The following is an 18,763-nucleotide window of genomic DNA, read 5'->3' as shown; positions in this document are numbered from 1 at the left end:
GGCCTATCGGGCGAGGTCGGAGAATTCGGGATGCCGGGCGAGAAAATCCGCCACGAACGAGCAGCTGGCGAGAACTTTGTAATTTTCCTCGCGCGCGATCTCCAGGGCGCCTCGCACCAGCCGCGACGCCACGCCCTTGCCGCGCAGTTCCGGCGGGCTGTGCGTATGCGTGAAATCCATTACGCCGTCCTCGACGCGAAAATCCGCAATCGCGGTGCGTCCATCGACTTCGAGCTCGAAACGCCCGAGGGCGGCGTTCTTCCTGACGCCGCCATGCTTCGGCGCGTCCTGTTTCGCACCTGCGCCGGACTCCGACATCGCTCTCTCCCGCAAGCTCTCCGAAACGGATTATCGGGCGAAGCCACGGGATTTCCAGCGCCTTTCTCGCGAAGTTGACGTGCGGCGGCCGATAGGCTCCTGATGGCGGGATAAAAATTCGTTTTTCAGGGGATCGGGGTATGCATTTGGGGTCGATTTTCAGGCATTGCCGCGGGCTTTTGCGAGCCGCTTTGTTGCTGGCCGCGACGGGCGCCCCCGCCCTCGCCCAGGTCGCGCCGGCGACGCCTTTCAGCATGAGCACGCTGTATGGTTTTGCGGGCGGGACCGACGCCGCGTTCCCGCAATATGTCACGCTGGCTATCGACGGCAAAGGCGCGCTTTACGGGACGTCGCAATACGGCGGCTCGAACGGGCTCGGCGCGGTTTTCAAGCTGACGCCGCCCGGGTTTGGCCAAACCGCCTGGACCGAGACGGTGATCCACAGCTTCTCCAGCGCCGACGGCGCCGCCCCACTTGCTGGGCTGATTTTCGATTCTCAAGGGTCGCTCTACGGCACGACGCTGAGGGGCGGCGCTTCCGCCAACTGTCCCGGCGGTTGCGGCACGGCCTTCAAACTGACGCCGCCCGTCACGCCCGCTGCGCCCTGGACCTTCACTACGATCTTCAACTCCGACATAGGCACGACGGGCTCGACGCTTCTCGGCGGGCTCGTGTTCGACGGCCTCGGCGCGCTTTATGGAAGCGCGGTGCAAGGCGGCTTCTATGGCGGCGGCGTCGTTTATCAGCTCACGCCTTCCGGCCTGGGTCAATGGACTTCCGCCGCGATCTACAATTTCAGCGGCGCCGACGGCGGTTTTCCCTCCTCGACGCTCATTACGGACACGAGCGGCGCGCTTTACGGAACGACCTCGTTCGGCGGCCCCGCCGGAGCCGGCGTCGTGTTCAAGCTGATGCGCAGCGGCACGGGCTGCACGCCCGTGACTCCCAATCTCTGGTGCCAGACCGTGCTCTACGCTTTCACCGGGGGAGTCGACGGAGGAAGCGCGTTCGGCGGCGTCGTCATGGATAAGAGCGGCGCTCTCTACGGGGCGACCAAAAACGGCGGCACGTACAACTTCGGCGTCATATTCAAATTGACGCCGCCCGCGACACAATGGACACAGACGACGCTCTACACTTTCACCGGCGGCAAGGACGGCGCGACGTCCTTCGGCCCCCTCACCCTGGCGGGCGGAGCGCTTTACGGCACAACCGCATATGGCAATGGAGGCGGCTGCGGCGGAAACGGTTGCGGCGCTCTGTTCCAGCTTCGCCCGCCGGCCGCCCCCGCGACAAATTGGACCCTCGCAACGCTGCACGGTTTCTCCGGAGCCGCAGACGGCGGAAATCCTCTCGGCGGGCTCGCTTTCGGCGCGCTCGGCTATGGCTTCGGCGCAGCCGTCTATGGCGTCACCTCCTACGGCGGCGCCAATGGCCTCGGTACGATCTTCGCACTGCAATGTGCGCATCCGGCGCGGGAGGTCTTCGGCGGCGCGCAGCACGTCGCCTGCGCGCAATAAGGCCCTCGCTCCGACACAGGGCAGTCGGGTGAAGGACGGAACCTTTCGATGTGGGGCGAATACCTCCCTTTGGCGGGGAGGTCGATCGGCAAAGCCGATCGGGTGGGTGGTAAAAGGCGCAAAATAGGGCGGAAAACCACCCCGCCCCGCCGCTTCGCGGCGACCCTCCTCCTCAAGGGTAGGGTAATAGCCCTTCACCCGATCGCCCTGCGCTCCGACCCAAGGAGACGGGACCAGACATGACGCAGTTTTTCAGCTTGGCGGTCGCTCCGCATCGGGCCATGGGCGAGGTGATCCTGCTGGCCGTTTCCGGTCAGCCGGAACGGCGTTTCACCCGCCAGGAAGCGCTTACCGTCTCCCGCGCGCTCAAAGCCGTGGCCGAAGGCCAGAGTTCCGAGCGCCAGATCTATATGAGCCCGATCGCCAGCGACCACGACTTCGAAGCCCTGGCCGAAGCGGGCGGCGTCGCGGTGACGTCCCCGGGCCGCGACGCCGTGACGCTGGATTGGGACCAGACCCGCGCCCTCGCGCGAGAGCTGCAAGCTCTCGCCGAAGGCTCTGCCTGATCATTCGGCGACGTCGACCGGGGGCTCGATGCGACGGCTGAGTTCGGACATCTTGCGGTAGCGTTCCTGCCAATCGCTCGGGCCGTTGGAAGGCGAGACCTGAACCGCCGTGACCTTGTATTCCGGGCAATTGGTCGCCCAGTCCGAATTGTCGGTCGTCACCACATTGGTCTGGCACAGCGGATGGTGAAAGGTGGTGTAGACCACGCCGGGCGCGACGCGATCGGTGATCTTGGCATGCAGCGTGGTCTCGCCCGCCCGGCTTTGTACGCGCACCCAGTCGCCGTCGCGCACGCCGCGCATCTCGGCGTCCTGTGGATTGATCTCCAGCACGTCTTCGGGGTGCCACTGTCTGTTTTCGGTGCGGCGGGTCTGCGCGCCGACATTATATTGCGAGAGGATGCGCCCGGTCGTCAGCAGCAGGGGGAACCGCGGACCGCTACGCTCCTGGGTCGGAACATATTCGGTGATGACGAACTTGCCCTTGCCTCTCGCAAATCCCTCGATATGCATGATCGGCATTCCGTCGGGCGAAGCGTCGTTGCACGGCCACTGGACTGAGCCGACCTCTTCCAGCTTCTCATAAGTCGCATGGGCGAAGGCCGGCGTCAGGCGCGCGATTTCGGCCATGATTTCGCTGGGATGGGAATAATTCCAGTCGCAGCCGACAGCCTTTGCGAGAAGCTGGGTCGACTCCCAGTCGGCGTAGCCCGCCTTGGGGCTCATCACGCGCCGCACGCGCTGGATGCGCCGCTCCGCATTGATGAAGCACCCGTCCTTTTCAAGGAAGCTCGCGCCCGGAAGCAGCACATGGGCGTAATTTGCGGTTTCGTTCAGAAAGAGATCCTGGACGACGAGACATTCGAGCGCCCCAAGCCCCGCCGACACATGCTTGATATCGGGGTCGGACTGCAGAATGTCCTCGCCCTGCACATAGAGGCCCTTGAACACGCCGTCGACCGCGGCGTCGAACATGTTGGGGATGCGCAGGCCGGGCTCTGCATCGAGCGTCACGCCCCAGGCCTGTTCGAAACTGCGCCGCACGTCGTCGTTGGAGACATGGCGGTAGCCGGGGAATTCATGCGGGAAAGAGCCCATGTCGCATGAACCCTGAACGTTGTTCTGACCACGCAGCGGATTGACGCCCACGCCGCGCCGGCCGAGATTTCCGGTCGCCATGGCGAGATTGGCGATCCCCATCACCGTCGTCGATCCCTGGCTGTGCTCGGTGACGCCGAGACCGTAATAGATCGTGGCGTTGCCGCCCGTGGCGTAGAGCCGCGCGGCCTGCCGCACGAGATGAGCCGCTACCCCGGTATGCTTTTCGACCGCCTCGGGGCTGTTGCGTTCCTCGGAAACAAAAGCGGCCCAGTCCAGATATTCGTCCCAGTCGCAGCGCTCGCGGACGAAAGCCTCGTTCGCCAGCCCCTCGGTGACGATGACATGGGCCAATGCCGTGACCATCGCGACATTGGTTCCAGGGCGCAGCGCCAGATGATAGTCGGCCTCGATATGTGGCGAGCGAACCAGCTCGGTGCGCCGCGGATCGATGACGATGAGCCTCGCTCCGGCGCGCAAACGCTTCTTGATCTGCGAACCGACGACCGGATGGGCGTCGGTCGGATTGCAGCCGATGATCAGGACGACATCGGCTTCCTCGACCGAGTCGAAGTCCTGCGTCCCCGCCGACGTGCCGAAAGCCTGGCTGAGACCATAGCCGGTAGGCGAATGACAGACTCTGGCGCAGGTGTCGACATTGTTGTTGCCGAAGCCTGAACGGATCAGCTTCTGGACCAGATAGGTCTCCTCGACGGTGCAGCGCGAAGAGGTGATGCCGCCGACCGAGAGCCGGCCGTATTTGGCCTGAATGCGCTTGAACTCGTAGGCCGCGTGGTTGATCGCAGTCTCCCAGCTAACCTCCCGCCACGGGTCGGTGATTTTCTCGCGGATCATCGGAGAGCGCACGCGGTCGCGATGCAGCGCATATCCATAGGCGAAACGGCCCTTGATGCAGCTGTGGCCGTGATTGGCCTTGCCGTCTTTCCAGGGAACCATGCGCACGATTTCTTCCCCGCGCATCTCCGCCTTGAAGGTGCAGCCGACGCCGCAATAGGCGCAGGTGGTGACGGCGGAGTGCTCCGGCTGGCCGATCTCGATGACCGAATTTTCGATGAGGGTCGCGGTCGGGCAGACCTGCACGCAGGCCCCGCAGGAAACGCATTCCGATTCCATATAGGCTTCGCCCATTCCGGGCGAAACGCGGCTGCCGAACCCCCGGCCCTCGATGCTCAGCGCGAAAGTCCCCTGCACTTCGGCGCAGGCGCGAACGCAGCGATTGCAGACGATGCATTTGGCGGGGTCATAGGTGAAATAGGGATTGGATTTGTCCTTTGGCCGCCAATCCCGGTTATGCTCGCCATCCCTGCGCGCGGATATGTGATTTCGTCCGTCGGCGTCGTAGCGGACCTTGCGCAGATTCACCGCGCCGGCCATTTGCTGGAGTTCGCAATCTCCATTCGCGGCGCAGGTGAGACAGTCGAGCGGGTGGTCGGAGATATAGAGTTCCATGACGCCGCGCCGGACGGCGTCGAGGCGCGGCGAATGGGTCTTGACCGCCATTCCGGGCGCGACGGGCGTCGTGCAGGAGGCGGGAAGGCCGTTGCGCCCCTCGATCTCGATGAGACAGAGCCGGCAGGAGCCGAAGGTTTTCAAACTGTCGGTCGCGCAGAGCTTGGGGATTTCGACTCCGACGCCCATCGCCGCCCGCATGATCGAGGTTCCCTCGGGGACAGAGACCTCATGGCCGTCGATCGTCAGGGCGACCAGCTTTTCCGACTTCGACTCAGGCGTGCCGTAATCCAATTCCTTGATGAGAGTCATCGTCGCTGTACCCTTTGCGGCTCGCGCCTCTGCGCAGGCCGGCTCGCGTTTATTATGTAATCACTTTACATAACAGCCTGCGAAGCGCAAAACGTCAATAAAGCCGTTCCATGGGGCTATTCAGCGGACCTATGAAGAAGAACGGACCGCATGCACCCGCCATCGATTGCGTAAATATATATTCTTTCTATATGATGAGACGCCCGCGCGACCCCTGGAAATCCGACCCCGCCCGGGAGCTCCTTTCCAAGCAAGCCGGTCTCGGCTTATTGCTCGGGCGCATGAACGAGAGCCGATCACGATGAACGCCGACAAAGGACCCGCTTCCTTCTTCAACGCCCTTTCGCAGGCCTTTGGCGAAACCCTCGCCTCGGCCGGCGGGCAACCCGAAGCGATCGGGCGCCTCTGCCTTCAGGCTTTCGACAGTTTCGACAAAAATGTAGCGATTCAGGCCGAGGACGCGCCGGCGGTCGCCTGCCAGGGCGAATGCGCAGCCTGCTGCACGCTGCGCGTGGTCGCGACGGCGCCGGAGGTCTTTCTCGTCGCCCGCTTCATCGAGGTCAACGCCGCCTCGTTCGAGCAGCGCGGCATGGATATTCGCAGCAGGATCGCCGAGCTGGACGCCGACGCGGGCGGTTTGTCGGAGCAACAGCGCATGTCCTTGCGGCGCGACTGTCCTTTCATCGAAAACGGGCTCTGTCTCGCCTATCGCGTGAGGCCCCTCGCCTGCCGCGGCCACGCCTCCTTCGATAGGGAGGCCTGCGAAAAAGCAGCCCAAGGCGAAAATGTGCAGGCCCCGGTGTCCTCTCCCCATCTCATGGTTCGCAGCCTGGTCCAGAACGCGATGATGTCGGCGCTGCGCGAGGCGGGCCTCGCCTGGCGGCCCTATGAGCTTGCCGGGGCGCTGAATCTCGCGCTCTCCAACCCTGAGGCGCTGGACCAGTGGCTCGCCGGTGGGGACCCTCTCGCCGCCGCGGCGGTCGGCGATTTCGACATCGACGAGGCCGCCAAGACCTTCGACGACATAGCGGCGGCATAGAAAGAAGATTTCCCCGGCGCCTGCTTGCTATCCCGGCCAGGATCAATGGTGTGGCGTTCGCGCCCGATTGCCGTTAAAGCTCGCCCTGCGCATCACAGGAGAAAACCAACCCATGCCGACGCCCATCGACGGTCCCAAAGTCGCTGCGAAATCCGGCGTCGCAAAGCAACTGGTCGTTTTCCTCCATGGCTACGGCGCCGACGGCAACGACCTCATCGAGATCGGGCGGCAGTGGCGCAATTTTCTTCCCGACGCCGATTTCGTTTCGCCCCACGCCCCTGAACGCTGTTCAATGTCTCCAGGCGGCAGGCAATGGTTTCCCCTCACCATGCGCGATCCCGAGGAGCGCTGGAAAGGCGTGGTCTCGGCGCGCCCGACTCTCGACGCCTTCATCGACCAGGAACTGGCCAAGCGGGGCCTCGACGAGAGGTCCCTGGCCCTGGTCGGCTTCAGCCAGGGCACGATGATGGCCCTCCACGCCGGCCTTCGCCGCAGCGTCGCGCCGCGGGCGATCCTGGGCTATTCCGGCGTTCTCGTGACCGGGCCGGAAACCGCCGGAGAGGCCAGAGTGGCTCAGAACCCGCCGCCTGCGATCATGCTGGTCCATGGCGAGGAAGACGATCTCATCCCCGCCCAGGCCTTGTTCCTGTCCAGCAATCTGCTGGGGGAAATGGGGCTTCCCGCGCAATGGCATCTTTCCCCCGGCCTCGGCCACGGCATCGACAATGTCGGGCTGGTGCATGGCGCGCTTTTCCTCGCCCAGAGCTTCGGCGTGCCCGTGGAGTTCGGCCCCCGCGCAGCGGGGTAAGACTGCCGCGCCGCAGGCACGCAGCGCCCAGCCCCCACACCGCCGGATCATTTGGTCACAACTCCCTGCCCAGGGCGGCGACGGCGGCTTCCACAGCCTGATCGAGCGGCGTGTGGGGCTCGTCGCCGATCAAGCCGACGAGCTTTCCATTGTTCAGCCGCAGCGGTTCAAGCCAGAGGTAGCGCATCTCCAGCAACTCACGCAAAAAGGGCGACAAGGGCGACAACAGGCGGAACGGGAGCCACGGGAGCGGGCGAACGGCGCCGCGCCCGCCCAGCGCTCGACGGACGGCCTCGGCCATTTCCACTCCCGGCTCCACCCAGTGGCCGCCAAAATGAACCGCCTCCCAGGCCGGCAGTGACGCCTCGATCTCGATCAGCCGCGTCATCGCCTCGGCCAGATCCGGCAGATAGGCCCAGGCATGGCCGACATCGAAGCGGCCGGGATAGCGGATCGGGCCGTCCGGCTTCGCCGGCGCAATGACCTCGGCGAACCACGAACCACGCGCTCCGCCGCCGAAAAAGTCGCCGGCGCGCACGACCAGCGCCCTCATCCGGCCGCGCTGGCTCGCGTCCCGCAGCATCGCCTCCATCTCGACCCGGATCGCGCCCTTGCGGGTCAGAGGATGCTGGGGCGAGTCCTCGTCGATCACGGCGCCGGCGTCAGGGCCGAAATTATACACATTGCCAGGAAACACGAGACGAGCCCGGGCCTGTTCTGCGGCGGCGATGGAGTTCGCCAGCATCGGCAGGCCCCATTTCCGCCAATGGCGATACATGGGCGGGTTGGCGCCGTGGAAGACGATGTCCGCCCCTTCGGCGGCTGCGACCACCGTCTCCGTATCCAACGCATCGCCGCAGACCCATTGGATCTCGTCCGGCCAGTGCGCAAATTTGGCGGGATCGCGAACCAGCGCGCGAATCGTCCAGCCCCGCGCGAGCATGGCGCGAGCAGCCGCGCCGCCGATCGCTCCGCCAATTCCGATAACCAGAACAGCGCCCTTCCGCCCAACCATCTTCGGATGCTCCTGTTGCGCCAACGGGAAGCAAGATCGCAAAAGCTCAAGTCAGAAGAAATTGTATAAAGCTGCAGATTATGTATTCGTATTTGTATGACGTCGTCGCCCCCCTGGGATCTCTACCGGTCCTTTCTCGCCGTGATGCGGAACGGCACTCTGACCGCCGCCGCCGCCCGGCTCGGCATGAGCCAGCCCAGTCTCGGCCGGCATGTGGACGCCTTGGAGGCGGCATTGGGAATGGCGCTGTTCACGCGCTCGCGCCACGGCCTGACCCCGACCGCGCAGGCTCTCGAACTGCTGCCCCACGCGGAGGCCATGGCGGCCGCAGCCGAGGCTCTGGCCCGCGCTGCCTCCGGGGAGACAGAAGGAACAACAGGTTCGGTCCGACTTTCGGCCAGCGAGATCATGGGGCTCGAGGCACTGCCGCCCATGCTGGCGTCCTTCCGGCGCCGCCATCCCGGAGTCACGTTGGAGCTGTCGCTGACCAACCGGGTGGAAGACCTGTTGCGCCGGGACGCCGATATCGCGATCCGCCACCTGCGCCCCCGCCAGGAGGCGCTGGTCGCCAGGAGGATCGGCGAGGTGGCGATAGGGCTGTTCGCGCATCGAAGCTATGTCGCCCTCCACGGCGCTCCGGAAAGCCAAGAAGAATTGCTCAGCCACGCTTTGATCGGCTGGGACAGGGAGGTTGGCGTGGCGGCCGAGGCGATCGCGGACTTTCCCCTCGGACACGAGGACTTTCGAATCCGCTGCGATAGCCATCCCGGGCAGTTGGCGGCCCTGCGGGCGGGGCTCGGCATCGGCGCCTGCCAGATCCCCATTGCGGCGCGCGATCCGGATCTGCTTCCCGTGCTGGCCGACCGGTTCCGCCTCCCCCTGGAGATCTGGTTGTGCGTCCATGAGGATCTGCGGGCGAGTCGGCGGATCCGCCTGCTGATGGATCATCTCGCCGAGGGTTTGTCGGCCTATGTCGCGCGGTGAGCGGCGGCGCTAAAAGTGTTTTCGAGCGAAGTGGATACCGGCTCGCGTGAAGAAAACACGATTAAACAAAGACGCTAGGAACTCGCGACCTTGTCCCGACGGTTCGACATTGCGGAGGAAATCTCGCCGGCCGAGTCTGGTTCGGCCACCGGGCGCATCTGCGGAATCCTGAAGCCGATCAGGGCCAGCCACTGCGCCATCAACTCCCTGCCCCTCTGCGCATGAGGCTTTTGAACCTTCGGCTCCCTAGCCGGCTCAACGCTGGCGGCGCCCGCGGCCAAAGCGACGCGAGGCGGTGCGCCTTTGAATACGAAGCTGCGGCGCGCCTCGTGATAGGCTGGATCGGGACCGAAGAAATTTTCCCTCATTCGCGCCAGTTCCTCGGCGCGATAGCGCGCCAGGGGCTTGACCTGCTCGTCGCGCATGCGCGCGTCGTGTTTGGCCTTCAGCATCGCCCAGAACTCGGAATCCTGCGCGAGCCGCTGCGCATGGACCGCCAGTTCGGCCTCGAATTCCTCGACGCCGTTTCCGAAGGCGGCGTCGATAAAGCCGAATTCGCAGGCCGTTCTTACGCCCATCGGCCGGCATGACCGGATGAGCTCGAGCGCTTTTTCACGCCCCACCCGCCGCGGCAGCAGATAGGTCCAGTATTCGGAGCCATAAAGCTCGCCCATGCCGCGGTAATGCGGATTGAGCACAACCCCCTTCCTGGCGAAGACCCGGTCCGCCGCGAGGGCGAGTATGGCGCCGCCGGCTCCGGCATTGCCGCGCAGCCCCGCGACCACGAGATGCGAGAATGTGTTGACGATCTCGCAGACCAGATCATCGATGGCGTTGATGTTGCGCCAGGATTCCTGCGCGGGGTCGGCGCTCGCCTCGATCACGTTCAGATGGATGCCGTTCGACCAGAAATCGGCGCCGCCCGTCAGCGCGATCACCTTGGTCGGACGCGAACGAGCGTAAAGAAAGGCGTCGCGCAGACGACGGCACTGATCGACGCTCATCGCCCCATTGTAGAAATCGAAAGAGAGAAATCCGACCTCGCCCTCTTCGCGATAGATTATCTCTCGATAGGTTCGACGGTCGGAGGGCGCGTCGATCTCCAGGGGAGCATCCGGCGCAGCGTCCAGCAACCGCCCCAGGACTTGGGCCGCCGGCAGCTTTATTCCGGCGATGCGGCAAAATTCCGCGTCGCAGGCGGCGCATTCGCCATCCGCCTCGGCGAGCCGGCAGAACTCTGTCTGCGTCGCGCGGTCGCCTCTGAGCTTGAGATGGGAAATCCAAACCGCTCCGTCTCTTGCGCCGATGCATATGGCGCCGTCGCGCCGCGCCAGAACTTCGCCCGGCGGTCCTTGCAAGGCCTCTTCTTCATGCGCCCCAAAAAGAAAGCATTCGACGCCGAGCACTTTGCCGAGCACGCCGGGAGCGCTGTCGGCCGCGCGCAATTTTCCGACGATCGTCGCTGCGTCATCCCGGCCCCAGTCTATGGCGCGATCACATTGGCGCATGGCGGGCTGGAGACGCCCCACGACATCGGCGCGGGAATAGTCGAGAGGCTCGGGCTGGAAGTTTCCGGACTGGAACCTCTCGATGGCCTGCAGCACGCCGCGCACGGCCGCTTCCGTGACCTGCCGGCGATAAAGGCTGCTTTTCGACGGCGGGCGCGACGGCAAATCGAAATTGCAGGACGCCCATATCGGCCCCGCGTCCATTTCGGCGACCGCCTGCAGAATGGTGACGCCCCAGATCTTCTGGCCGGTCGCGATAGCCCAGTCGAGCGATGACGGCCCCCTGTCGCCCTTCACGCCCGGATGAACGATCAGGCAGACATGCCGCGACCAGACCTCCTCGGGGACGGCCGCTTTGAGCATTGGCGCAACGATGAGATCGGGTTGATTCGCGCCGACTCCCTCGATCATTTGTTCTGGCGTCGCCACGACGCAGACGCGCACCTCATGACCGCGCTCGGTCAGTTCAATGAGCAGGCGCTGGCTCAGACTGTTGTGCGCCGAGGTCAAAAAAAGAATGCGCATGGAAAATCCTCCCATGTTTTTGCTTGGTTGATTGAGAGATTTTTAGAACCTCGCGGAGCGCCTACTGGATCGCGGTCGAACGGAACCGCGCCCTGTAATCCGCCGGGCTGATCTCATAGAGGCGCTGAAAGCTTCGCCGCATCCGCTCGGGATCGCCGAAGCCGCATTCCAGCGCGATCGTCTCTACCGGCAGGAGGGTCTGCTCGAGCTTGCAGCGGGCCGCGTCGGCGCGCGCCTTTTCGGCGAACTGGGCCGGGGTCTGGCCCATTTCCTCGCGAAAAACCCGCGAGAAGTTGCGCGGACTCATGCCCATGCGCTCGGCCAGGGCCGGCACGCTCAAATCCGCTTCCGGGTGGGCCATTATCCAGATATGGAGCTGACGAAATTCCGCCCGGCCGATCCCGTCGGTCGAATAATTGTAGGTTTTGAACTGCGATTGCCCTCCAGGGCGACGAGGAAAGACCACCATCGTCCGCGCGACCGCGAGCATGACATCCGTCCCCATATCCTCCTCGACCAGCGCCAGGGCGAGGTCGATGCCGGCCGTAATGCCGCCGGAGGTGTAGATATTGCCGTCGCGAATGAAGACTTTGGTCGCGTCGACCTCGATCGACGGATAGGTCGCGGCCAGCAGATCGGAATACATCCAATGGGTGGTCGCGCGCCGGCGATGCAACAGGCCGGCCGACGCCAATATGAACGCGCCGGAACAGATCGAGGCGACGCGCCGCGCCCGCGGGGCTATGGAACGCACCCAATCCACCAGTTCCCGGTCCCTGGAGGCCTCCTCCATGCCGGTCCCGCCCGCGACGATCAGAGTGTCGATTCCGTCGCTGATGTCGTTGAAACTCTGGCTGGGAAGAATCGCGAGCCCCGACATGCTTCTGACCGGTTCGCTTCCGCCGGAAATGATCAAGGGGCAGTAGGCCGGCTCGGTCGTCTTTCCGAGCCGCTCGAGCCACTGGCCCGCGAAGTAGAACGCTTCGAACGGGCCGCACAGGTCCAGAATTTGATAATCCGCGAAAATGAGGAAGCCGATCCGGCGGAACCGGCCTGTCTCTTGTGTCGCTCTCTCGATCAGGTTCGGTCTCATAATTTAATGTTCCGCCCGAAAGCGAAATCTCACAAGGAAAAATATCCCTCCTTTTCGGCCAGAATCCCTTGCGCTCGCGGCCCCACGAGCGCATCGGATCGACGAGCCGTCGCGCGATCATAGGGTTGTCGTGAATCGCGTAAAAAGCCCGCCGGCTTTTGCGAAAACGCATTCGAGCCGTGGAAACGACTTCGCCCGGCTCAAGTCTTCTGGCGGCTCTGTCCGAGCTGAGCTTTCAGCTCGCCCTTTTGCGGGCCGAGCCCCGAAAGCGCGCCGCGAAGGCGGGCGGCGCCGACCGGCTCCAGCACGGGCTCCAGGATCGGAACGCTTCGCCTGACCGCCCGCCGCGCGCCGATGGGACGGTAGAGCTGCTTTGTCGCCTCCACGACATGCACGCCTCCGCCCGGCAGGGAGAAACGCCCGGCGATCCGCTCGAAAGCGGGCGCCGACCGCAGGAGCGAGGCGCTGCTGAAGGGAGGAACGTAAAGGGCTTCACCCCAGAATACCGGGAGAAACAGGGTTTCCTGCAGCAGATCGTGCAACTGGCCGCGGGAATAGGGATGGCCGTTGCCGAAAGGCGTGGTGTCGAGCCGCGCCCAAAGCCCGGTGCGGCTCGGCGCGACGATGATCACGCGGCCTCCCGGAGCGAGAATGCGCCAGATTTCTTCGAGCAGATCGCGCGGATGCTCCCCCGTCTCCAGGGCGTGGATCACCAATATGCGGTCGACGCAGGCGTCCGGCAGCGGCATCATGGTCGGGTCGACCAGCGCCGAAGCGGAATGACCATTGCATGGCCAGTGCACCACGCCTTGCGTCGCGGGCATGAAGGCGAGAACCCTCTGGGCCTGAACCCCGGCGAGGTAAGGCGTGGCGTAGCCGACGCCGAGCATGCTGAGGCCGGAGGTCGGTCCGTCCCAACGGGCGCGTATCAGCTTGGCGATAAGCCGTTGGGCCACTTGTCCCAACGGCGAATCATAGAATGCCCGTAAATCGACGACATCGAGAGACATGGGGCGGATAATTGGCTCGAATCGGGGCCAATGCAAGGACAACGACGCGGCCGGAAAAGACAGGCGTTCCCGCCTTCGCCGAATGTCCTATGATAGGGGCCGAAAGCCGGGAGAGATGCGCGATGGCGGTTGAGATTCACCAGTTTATTTGCCTCGACGACAATTTTGGCCTGCTCGTGCACGACGGAGAAACCGGGGCGACCGCTTCGGTGGATGCGCCGGACGGCGACGCCATCGCCGAGGAGGCCAAAAGGCTCGGCTGGCGCCTCACCCATGCGCTGCTCACGCATCACCATCTCGATCATATCGAGGGGGTCCCCGCATTGCGCGCAGCCTTTCCGGAGATCAAAGTATGCGGCGCCCGCAAGGACGCCTATCGGATCGACGGGCTCGACGTCCTGGTCGAGGAAGGCGATGCGATCGAAATCGGCGCCGCCCGCGCGCTGGTTCTGGAGACGCCCGGCCATACCACAGGGCATCTCGCCTACCATTTTAGCGAGGATGAAGCGGTATTCGTCGGGGACACGCTTTTTTCCCTGGGGTGCGGAAGGGTCTTCGAGGGAACCATGGCCACAATGTACGGCTCGCTGGAGAGGCTGGCGTCGCTCCCGGACGAGACCCGGGTCTATTGCGGTCACGAATACACAAAGGCGAATGCGCGCTTCGCGCTCACCGTGGACCCTGAGAACCCGTCTCTCGCCGACCGCGCCCAGAACGTCGACGCCCTGAGGGCCGCGGGGCGATTCACGCTTCCCACCACCATCATGCTGGAGCGCGCGACCAACCCGTTCCTGCGCTGCGAAGACCCCCTCGTCCAGCGCGCCATGGGCATGAGCGACAGCGATCCGGTCGAGGTGTTCGCGAAAATGCGCGAGCGCAAGAACAATTTCCGCGCATGAACGGCTCCGATCCAACCCGAGCCCTCGGCGCCCAAGAGATCGTCGAGATGCTCGCGCTGAAGCCGCATCCAGAGGGCGGCTATTACCGCGAAACCTTCCGTGACGCCGATCTGCCGGGAACGGGACGCGCGGCGTCGACGGCGATATATTTCCTGCTGTGCGCGGGACAAAGCTCGGCCTGGCACCGGGTGGACGCCGCCGAAGCATGGCTTTTCCATGCGGGAGCGCCTCTTCTGCTTTCGCTCTCGGTCGACGGAAAAGCGGCGACCTCCCATCGCCTCGGCGTCGATCTCCTCGCCGGAGAACGTCCGCAATGCGTCGTCCCGCCGGGATGCTGGCAGGCCGCGAAGAGCCTCGGGCCATGGACTCTGGTCAGCTGCACGGTGGCCCCGGGCTTTGAGTTCTCCAAATTCGAGATGGCGGGCGAGAATTTTTCCCCCAGAATCGAGGAAGAGGAAATGGAGAAAGCAAAACCGGCCTGAAATCATGCTGTTGCGTCGCAGTGAAAAACCAGCGGCTCTAACGCCGATTTTACTTTTCGCCGGCATACTGCAGACGCGGGCAGCGCCCAGTCCGGGAATCTGGATTCACTCATGCTTTTGAAACATCTTGCGGTCAAAACCCCGTCCGCGCCGAAGGCGGCGGTTCCCGAACCGGTAGAAATCTCGCCCGAGCCGCAGAGTCCGGATCCGGTCGCCTGGAGCGCGCCGTCGCCCGATACGAACGCCATCGTCAATTCGATCGGGGATCTGGTCTACGAGTGGGATCTCGTCAGCGACCGGCTGGTCTGGGGGGAAAATCTCGCCAGAACGCTCGGCCCCTTGGCGGAAAGCGATCTATCCTCGGGCATGGCCTACGCCCAGATGCTTTCGCCCGAGAGCACGACTTCGCGCTACGACGCCGTCGTCAAATCCGGGCGCATGGATGAAGGCGAGGGCGTTCCGTATCAGGTGGATTACGCCCTTTCCACCCCTCGCGACGCAAGCGCGCGGCGGACGATCTGGATCGAAGACACGGGACGCTGGTTCAGAGGCGAGGACGGCCGGCCGCTGCGGGCCCACGGCGTCGTCCGGGTCATCACCGAGCGGCATCAGAAAGAAACCCGCCTGGCGCAGCAGACGCAGTTCGATCCCCTCACCGGCGTCTTCACCAGAGCCCATCTTTGCGAGCAGGTGCGGCGGATATTCGACGCGTCCGAACGCACCCGCAAACCCTTCGCCATTCTTCTGGTGGCGCTCGAAAATCTGTTCGGGCTCAACCGAACCTACGGCTACGACGCCGGAGACGAGGTGATCGCGGGCCTCGCCAAGCGGCTTTCGGAAAATCTGCGCGCCAACGACATGGTCGCGCGTCACGCCGGCAACAAATTCGCCGTGGTGTTGCAGGACTGCGACGCCGAGCAGCTCAAGGCCATCGCCATCAGAATGATCGAGGCCGTCGCGGCGGCGCCGTTCGAGACCTCTGCCGGCCCGGTCCCGGCCACGGTCCGCATCGGCGGCGTCGTCGGCCCGCGGGAAGGGCGCACGACCCAGGCGCTGTTCCAACACGCCGAGGAAGCCCTCGACGTGGCGCGCCAGCGCAACGGCGAACGCTTCGTCCCCTACACCGCTTCGCTGGCGCGGGAGGACTCCCGCATCCGCGCCTTGCAGATGGCGGACAATATCGTTTCCGCGCTCAACGAGCGCCGGGTGGAGCTCGCCTTCCAGCCCATTGTCCACGCCGGGGACGGACAGACGGCCTTTTACGAGGCGCTCCTGCGCGTGAGGCTGGGCGACGGCTCGGTGGTGACGCCCGGCTCGATCCTGCCGGTGGCTGAAAAAGCCGGTCTGGTCCGGCTTCTCGACCAGCGCGTGCTCGAACTCGCCCTCGTGACCCTCTCCGAGAACGAGACGCTCAATCTTTCCGTCAACGCGTCGCTCGCCAGCATTCTCGATCCCGACTGGCCCGATCGGCTTTCGGCCGGCGTCCAGGCCTATCCCGGCGTCGCCCAAAGACTGACGATCGAGATAACCGAAACCAGCGTGATCGAGGACATCGAAGCTACGAGCCAGGCGATCGCTTCCTGCAAGCGGCTCGGCGTCCATGTGGCGATGGACGACTTCGGCGCCGGCCATACCTCGTTCCGCAATCTGCGCGCGCTCGCGTTCGATCTCGTGAAGATCGACGGCGCCTTCGTGGAGAACATCGTCAATTCCGAGGATGACAGGTTCTTCGTGCGCACGCTGATCGACCTCGCCCGTCATCTCGATCTCAAGATCGTCGCCGAATGGGTGAAGGACGAGGAGACCGCCGGCCTGCTGAGAGGCTGGGGCGTCGATTACTTCCAGGGCTCGCTGTTCGGCTCCGCAGGACCCGAGACGTCGCGACGGCCTTCGCAGCCACCTTCCCCGATGACGGCCGGCGGTTGAATATCCGCCCTTCGCCGCAGCGCATGCGCGCAAAAACCCGGCGGCTTTTGCGCTTGAGCCTGCGCTCCGGCGATCCGGTCCGACGCAATGGCGCGCCGGCGGAAGACGGGCTCACGCCCCGGCGGACAGCTTGTCTATGCGCTTGTTGAGTTCTTCGAGCTGACGCTTGAGTTCGTCCACATCCGCCTGCTGCTTTGCGGTCGCATTGCTGGATTCTTCTCCGGGCGCCGGAGCCGCCGCGCCTTCGGCGACGATGCCGAAAGGATTGAGAATGCTCAAGGCCTGGCGGAACACCACCATGTTCTTGCGGGCCTGCTCCTCCATTGCGGCGAAAGCCTGCCTCGTGGGCTCGGTGAAGGGGCCGGAAGGCAGCGCGGAACTGAGCTGGTCCCTGAACTTCTGCTGGTCGCGGGTGAATTTGTCGATCGAGAATTCGAGATAGCTCGGAACCAGCATCTGCATGGAGTCGCCGTAAAAGCGAATGAGCTGGCGAAGGAAGGAGACAGGCAAGAGGCTTTGCCCGTCTTTTCCTTCCTGCTCGAAGATGATCTGGGTCAGCACCGGCCGGGTGATGTCTTCGCCCGATTTCGCGTCGCAAACGACGAAATCCTCGCCGCGCTTGACCATGGCGGCGAGATCCTCGAGCGTGACATATGTGCTCGTGCCTGTGTCGTATAGACGGCGGTTGGCGTACTTCTTAATGGTCGTCGGTTTTTTTTCGTTGGCCATGATGCGCTTGCGTCGCCTCCCCGTGACGGATCGAGCGCTTTTGCGCCCCTTGCAAAACGATCTATCCCGCACTGCGACGATAGGCACAAAAGCTTCCCTGCGGCAATATTTTCGTCTTGGACGGCTTTCGTTCCGGGCCAAACCGTGCATAACGACGCTAGCGCGCGCGAGGCCGGGCCTCTTGCGCTCCACATTTTCGCCTGCGGCGCAAAAGCGCCCATAGCTCGAAACTCTGAGGGAGATCGACATGACGACCGAAATCGTGATCGTTTCCGCGGCGAGGACCGCCGTTGGATCGTTCAATGGAGCTCTCGGCGGCGTCCCCGCCCATGATCTCGGCGCGGTCGCCGTGAAGGCCGCTCTGGAACGCGCCCAAGTTGCGCCGGCCGAAGTCTGCGAAGTGATCCTGGGCCAGGTGCTCGGCGCCGGCCACGGCCAGAATCCCGCCCGTCAGACCGCGATCAAGGCGGGCGTTCCCGACAGCGCCACCGCCTTCGGAGTCAACCAGGTTTGCGGCTCGGGCCTGCGCGCCGTGGCGCTCGCCGCCCAGCAGATCGTGGCCGGAGACGCCCGCATCGTCGTCGCCGGCGGCCAGGAGAGCATGTCGCTCTCGGCCCACGCCGCGCATCTTCGCTCCGGCACCAAGATGGGCCCGGTCAGCTTCGCCGACACCATGATCGTCGACGGCCTCACCGACGCCTTCAACAACTACCACATGGGCATCACCGCCGAGAACGTCGCGGCCAAGTGGCAGATCAGCCGCGCCGAGCAGGACGCTTTCGCCGTCGCCTCCCAGAACAAGGCCGAGGCGGCCCAGAAGGCCGGCAAGTTCAAGGACGAGATCGTTCCCTATGTGGTCGCCGGCCGCAAGGGCGACGTGACCGTCGACCAGGACGAATACGTTAAGCACGGCGTCACCCTGGAGAGCGTCTCCAAGCTGCGCCCGGCCTTCGCCAAGGACGGCACCGTCACCGCCGCCAACGCCTCGGGCATCAACGACGGCGCCGCGGCCCTCGTGGTCATGACCGCCGAAGAAGCCAAGAAGCGCGGCCTGACGCCTCTCGCCCGCATCGCCGCCTGGGCCACCGCCGGCGTCGATCCGAGCGTCATGGGCTCGGGCCCGATCCCGGCGACCCGCAAGGCGCTGGAAAAGGCCGGCTGGAAGGTTTCGGACCTCGATGTGGTCGAGGCCAACGAGGCTTTCGCCGCCCAGGCCCTCGCGGTCAACAAGGACATCGGTTGGGACCCGGCCATCGTCAACGTCAACGGCGGCGCCATCGCCATCGGACATCCGATCGGGGCCTCCGGAGCGCGCATTCTGACCACCCTGCTCTATGAGTTGCAGCGCCGCGGCTCCGGCAAGGGCCTCGCCACGCTCTGCATCGGCGGCGGCATGGGCATCGCCATGGCGGTCGAACGGTAATTTGCGCAGCGCGTCCGCTTGCTGCGGACGCGCGCCAC

At 64.6% G+C, this 18,763-nt stretch carries 16 protein-coding genes; 9 read left to right on the top strand and 7 right to left on the bottom strand.

What is annotated here, in order from left to right; genetic code table 11:
• Nucleotides 1-3: 3 nt before the first annotated feature.
• Nucleotides 4-318: a GNAT family N-acetyltransferase gene (locus H2LOC_RS02545; RefSeq protein WP_136494952.1), complete on the bottom strand. Its 315-nt coding sequence runs from the start codon at nt 316-318 to the stop codon at nt 4-6.
• Between the two features lie 194 nt (nt 319-512).
• On the opposite strand from H2LOC_RS02545, the gene H2LOC_RS02540 reads away from it, so the two are divergent.
• Nucleotides 513-1,838, top strand: coding sequence for a choice-of-anchor tandem repeat GloVer-containing protein (locus H2LOC_RS02540; RefSeq protein WP_136494951.1), 1,326 nt, complete (start codon nt 513-515; stop codon nt 1,836-1,838).
• 239 nt (nt 1,839-2,077) lie between these two features.
• The gene (locus H2LOC_RS02535) at nt 2,078-2,404 is read left to right on the top strand and encodes a hypothetical protein (RefSeq protein WP_136494950.1); all 327 of its coding nucleotides are present in this window, start codon (nt 2,078-2,080) and stop codon (nt 2,402-2,404) included.
• On the opposite strand, the gene fdhF is transcribed toward H2LOC_RS02535, so the two are convergent.
• On the bottom strand, nt 2,405-5,284 hold the full coding sequence (gene fdhF / locus H2LOC_RS02530) for a formate dehydrogenase subunit alpha (RefSeq protein WP_136494949.1): 2,880 nt from the start codon (nt 5,282-5,284) through the stop codon (nt 2,405-2,407).
• A 301-nt stretch (nt 5,285-5,585) separates the two neighbouring features.
• Between fdhF and H2LOC_RS02525 the strand changes: the two genes are divergently transcribed.
• Together H2LOC_RS02525 and H2LOC_RS02520 are read left to right on the top strand one after the other, a co-directional pair.
• Nucleotides 5,586-6,323, top strand: a complete 738-nt coding sequence (locus H2LOC_RS02525; RefSeq protein ID WP_136494948.1) for a YkgJ family cysteine cluster protein — start codon at nt 5,586-5,588, stop codon at nt 6,321-6,323.
• A 112-nt stretch (nt 6,324-6,435) separates the two neighbouring features.
• Complete coding sequence (locus tag H2LOC_RS02520; protein ID WP_136494947.1) at nt 6,436-7,131, top strand: alpha/beta hydrolase; 696 nt, start codon at nt 6,436-6,438, stop codon at nt 7,129-7,131.
• A 55-nt stretch (nt 7,132-7,186) separates the two neighbouring features.
• Here H2LOC_RS02520 and H2LOC_RS02515 read toward each other — a convergent pair whose 3' ends face one another.
• Nucleotides 7,187-8,146, bottom strand: a complete 960-nt coding sequence (locus H2LOC_RS02515) for an NAD-dependent epimerase/dehydratase family protein (protein WP_136494946.1) — start codon at nt 8,144-8,146, stop codon at nt 7,187-7,189.
• Between the two features lie 96 nt (nt 8,147-8,242).
• Between H2LOC_RS02515 and H2LOC_RS02510 the strand changes: the two genes are divergently transcribed.
• Nucleotides 8,243-9,130, top strand: a complete 888-nt coding sequence (locus H2LOC_RS02510; RefSeq protein ID WP_136494945.1) for a LysR family transcriptional regulator — start codon at nt 8,243-8,245, stop codon at nt 9,128-9,130.
• Between the two features lie 74 nt (nt 9,131-9,204).
• Here the strand turns inward: H2LOC_RS02510 and H2LOC_RS02505 are convergent, their stop codons facing one another.
• From H2LOC_RS02505 to H2LOC_RS02495, 3 genes are all read right to left on the bottom strand, one after another.
• Complete coding sequence (locus H2LOC_RS02505; RefSeq protein WP_136494944.1) at nt 9,205-11,163, bottom strand: hydrogenase maturation protein; 1,959 nt, start codon at nt 11,161-11,163, stop codon at nt 9,205-9,207.
• Nucleotides 11,164-11,224: 61 nt separating this feature from the next.
• Nucleotides 11,225-12,256 carry a GlxA family transcriptional regulator gene (locus H2LOC_RS02500; protein WP_202620516.1) on the bottom strand — a complete coding sequence of 344 codons (1,032 nt, stop codon included), beginning with the start codon at nt 12,254-12,256 and terminating at the stop codon, nt 11,225-11,227.
• Between the two features lie 200 nt (nt 12,257-12,456).
• Nucleotides 12,457-13,266 carry a methyltransferase domain-containing protein gene (locus H2LOC_RS02495; protein ID WP_136494943.1) on the bottom strand — a complete coding sequence of 270 codons (810 nt, stop codon included), beginning with the start codon at nt 13,264-13,266 and terminating at the stop codon, nt 12,457-12,459.
• Nucleotides 13,267-13,388: 122 nt separating this feature from the next.
• Here H2LOC_RS02495 and gloB point away from each other — a divergent pair, with 122 nt between their 5' ends.
• The 3 genes from gloB to H2LOC_RS02480 all read left to right on the top strand — a co-directional run bounded on the left by gloB (nt 13,389) and on the right by H2LOC_RS02480 (nt 16,573).
• On the top strand, nt 13,389-14,165 hold the full coding sequence (gloB, locus tag H2LOC_RS02490; RefSeq protein ID WP_136494942.1) for a hydroxyacylglutathione hydrolase: 777 nt from the start codon (nt 13,389-13,391) through the stop codon (nt 14,163-14,165).
• Nucleotides 14,162-14,647: a cupin domain-containing protein gene (locus H2LOC_RS02485; protein ID WP_136494941.1), complete on the top strand. Its 486-nt coding sequence runs from the start codon at nt 14,162-14,164 to the stop codon at nt 14,645-14,647. Before gloB ends, H2LOC_RS02485 begins: the two co-directional genes overlap by 4 nt.
• Before the next feature lie 111 nt (nt 14,648-14,758).
• Nucleotides 14,759-16,573 (top strand): putative bifunctional diguanylate cyclase/phosphodiesterase, encoded by a 1,815-nt coding sequence (locus H2LOC_RS02480; RefSeq protein ID WP_136494940.1) that lies wholly within the window; start codon nt 14,759-14,761, stop codon nt 16,571-16,573.
• A 111-nt stretch (nt 16,574-16,684) separates the two neighbouring features.
• Here the strand turns inward: H2LOC_RS02480 and phaR are convergent, their stop codons facing one another.
• Nucleotides 16,685-17,302: a polyhydroxyalkanoate synthesis repressor PhaR gene (gene phaR, locus H2LOC_RS02475; protein ID WP_136494939.1), complete on the bottom strand. Its 618-nt coding sequence runs from the start codon at nt 17,300-17,302 to the stop codon at nt 16,685-16,687.
• A 247-nt stretch (nt 17,303-17,549) separates the two neighbouring features.
• On the opposite strand from phaR, the gene H2LOC_RS02470 reads away from it, so the two are divergent.
• Nucleotides 17,550-18,725, top strand: a complete 1,176-nt coding sequence (locus H2LOC_RS02470; protein ID WP_136494938.1) for an acetyl-CoA C-acetyltransferase — start codon at nt 17,550-17,552, stop codon at nt 18,723-18,725.
• The last annotated feature ends 38 nt before the right edge of the window (nt 18,726-18,763 follow it).

It is taken from the genome of Methylocystis heyeri (assembly GCF_004802635.2).
In the GTDB taxonomy this organism is placed as follows: Bacteria; Pseudomonadota; Alphaproteobacteria; order Rhizobiales; family Beijerinckiaceae; genus Methylocystis; species Methylocystis heyeri.
This window is presented reverse-complemented; position numbering and strand designations above follow the sequence as displayed.

Bases quoted from the DNA above. Each gene is read 5' to 3' on its own strand.
- H2LOC_RS02545 (WP_136494952.1), bottom strand. From the start codon at position 318: ATGTCGGAGTCCGGCGCAGGTGCGAAACAGGACGCGCCGAAGCATGGC.
- H2LOC_RS02535 (WP_136494950.1), top strand. From the start codon at position 2,078: ATGACGCAGTTTTTCAGCTTGGCGGTCGCTCCGCATCGGGCCATGGGC.
- fdhF (WP_136494949.1), bottom strand. From the start codon at position 5,284: ATGACTCTCATCAAGGAATTGGATTACGGCACGCCTGAGTCGAAGTCG.
- H2LOC_RS02525 (WP_136494948.1), top strand. From the start codon at position 5,586: ATGAACGCCGACAAAGGACCCGCTTCCTTCTTCAACGCCCTTTCGCAG.
- H2LOC_RS02520 (WP_136494947.1), top strand. From the start codon at position 6,436: ATGCCGACGCCCATCGACGGTCCCAAAGTCGCTGCGAAATCCGGCGTC.
- H2LOC_RS02515 (WP_136494946.1), bottom strand. From the start codon at position 8,146: ATGGTTGGGCGGAAGGGCGCTGTTCTGGTTATCGGAATTGGCGGAGCG.
- H2LOC_RS02510 (WP_136494945.1), top strand. From the start codon at position 8,243: ATGACGTCGTCGCCCCCCTGGGATCTCTACCGGTCCTTTCTCGCCGTG.
- H2LOC_RS02505 (WP_136494944.1), bottom strand. From the start codon at position 11,163: ATGCGCATTCTTTTTTTGACCTCGGCGCACAACAGTCTGAGCCAGCGC.
- H2LOC_RS02500 (WP_202620516.1), bottom strand. From the start codon at position 12,256: ATGAGACCGAACCTGATCGAGAGAGCGACACAAGAGACAGGCCGGTTC.
- H2LOC_RS02495 (WP_136494943.1), bottom strand. From the start codon at position 13,266: ATGTCTCTCGATGTCGTCGATTTACGGGCATTCTATGATTCGCCGTTG.
- gloB (WP_136494942.1), top strand. From the start codon at position 13,389: ATGGCGGTTGAGATTCACCAGTTTATTTGCCTCGACGACAATTTTGGC.
- H2LOC_RS02485 (WP_136494941.1), top strand. From the start codon at position 14,162: ATGAACGGCTCCGATCCAACCCGAGCCCTCGGCGCCCAAGAGATCGTC.
- H2LOC_RS02480 (WP_136494940.1), top strand. From the start codon at position 14,759: ATGCTTTTGAAACATCTTGCGGTCAAAACCCCGTCCGCGCCGAAGGCG.
- phaR (WP_136494939.1), bottom strand. From the start codon at position 17,302: ATGGCCAACGAAAAAAAACCGACGACCATTAAGAAGTACGCCAACCGC.
- H2LOC_RS02470 (WP_136494938.1), top strand. From the start codon at position 17,550: ATGACGACCGAAATCGTGATCGTTTCCGCGGCGAGGACCGCCGTTGGA.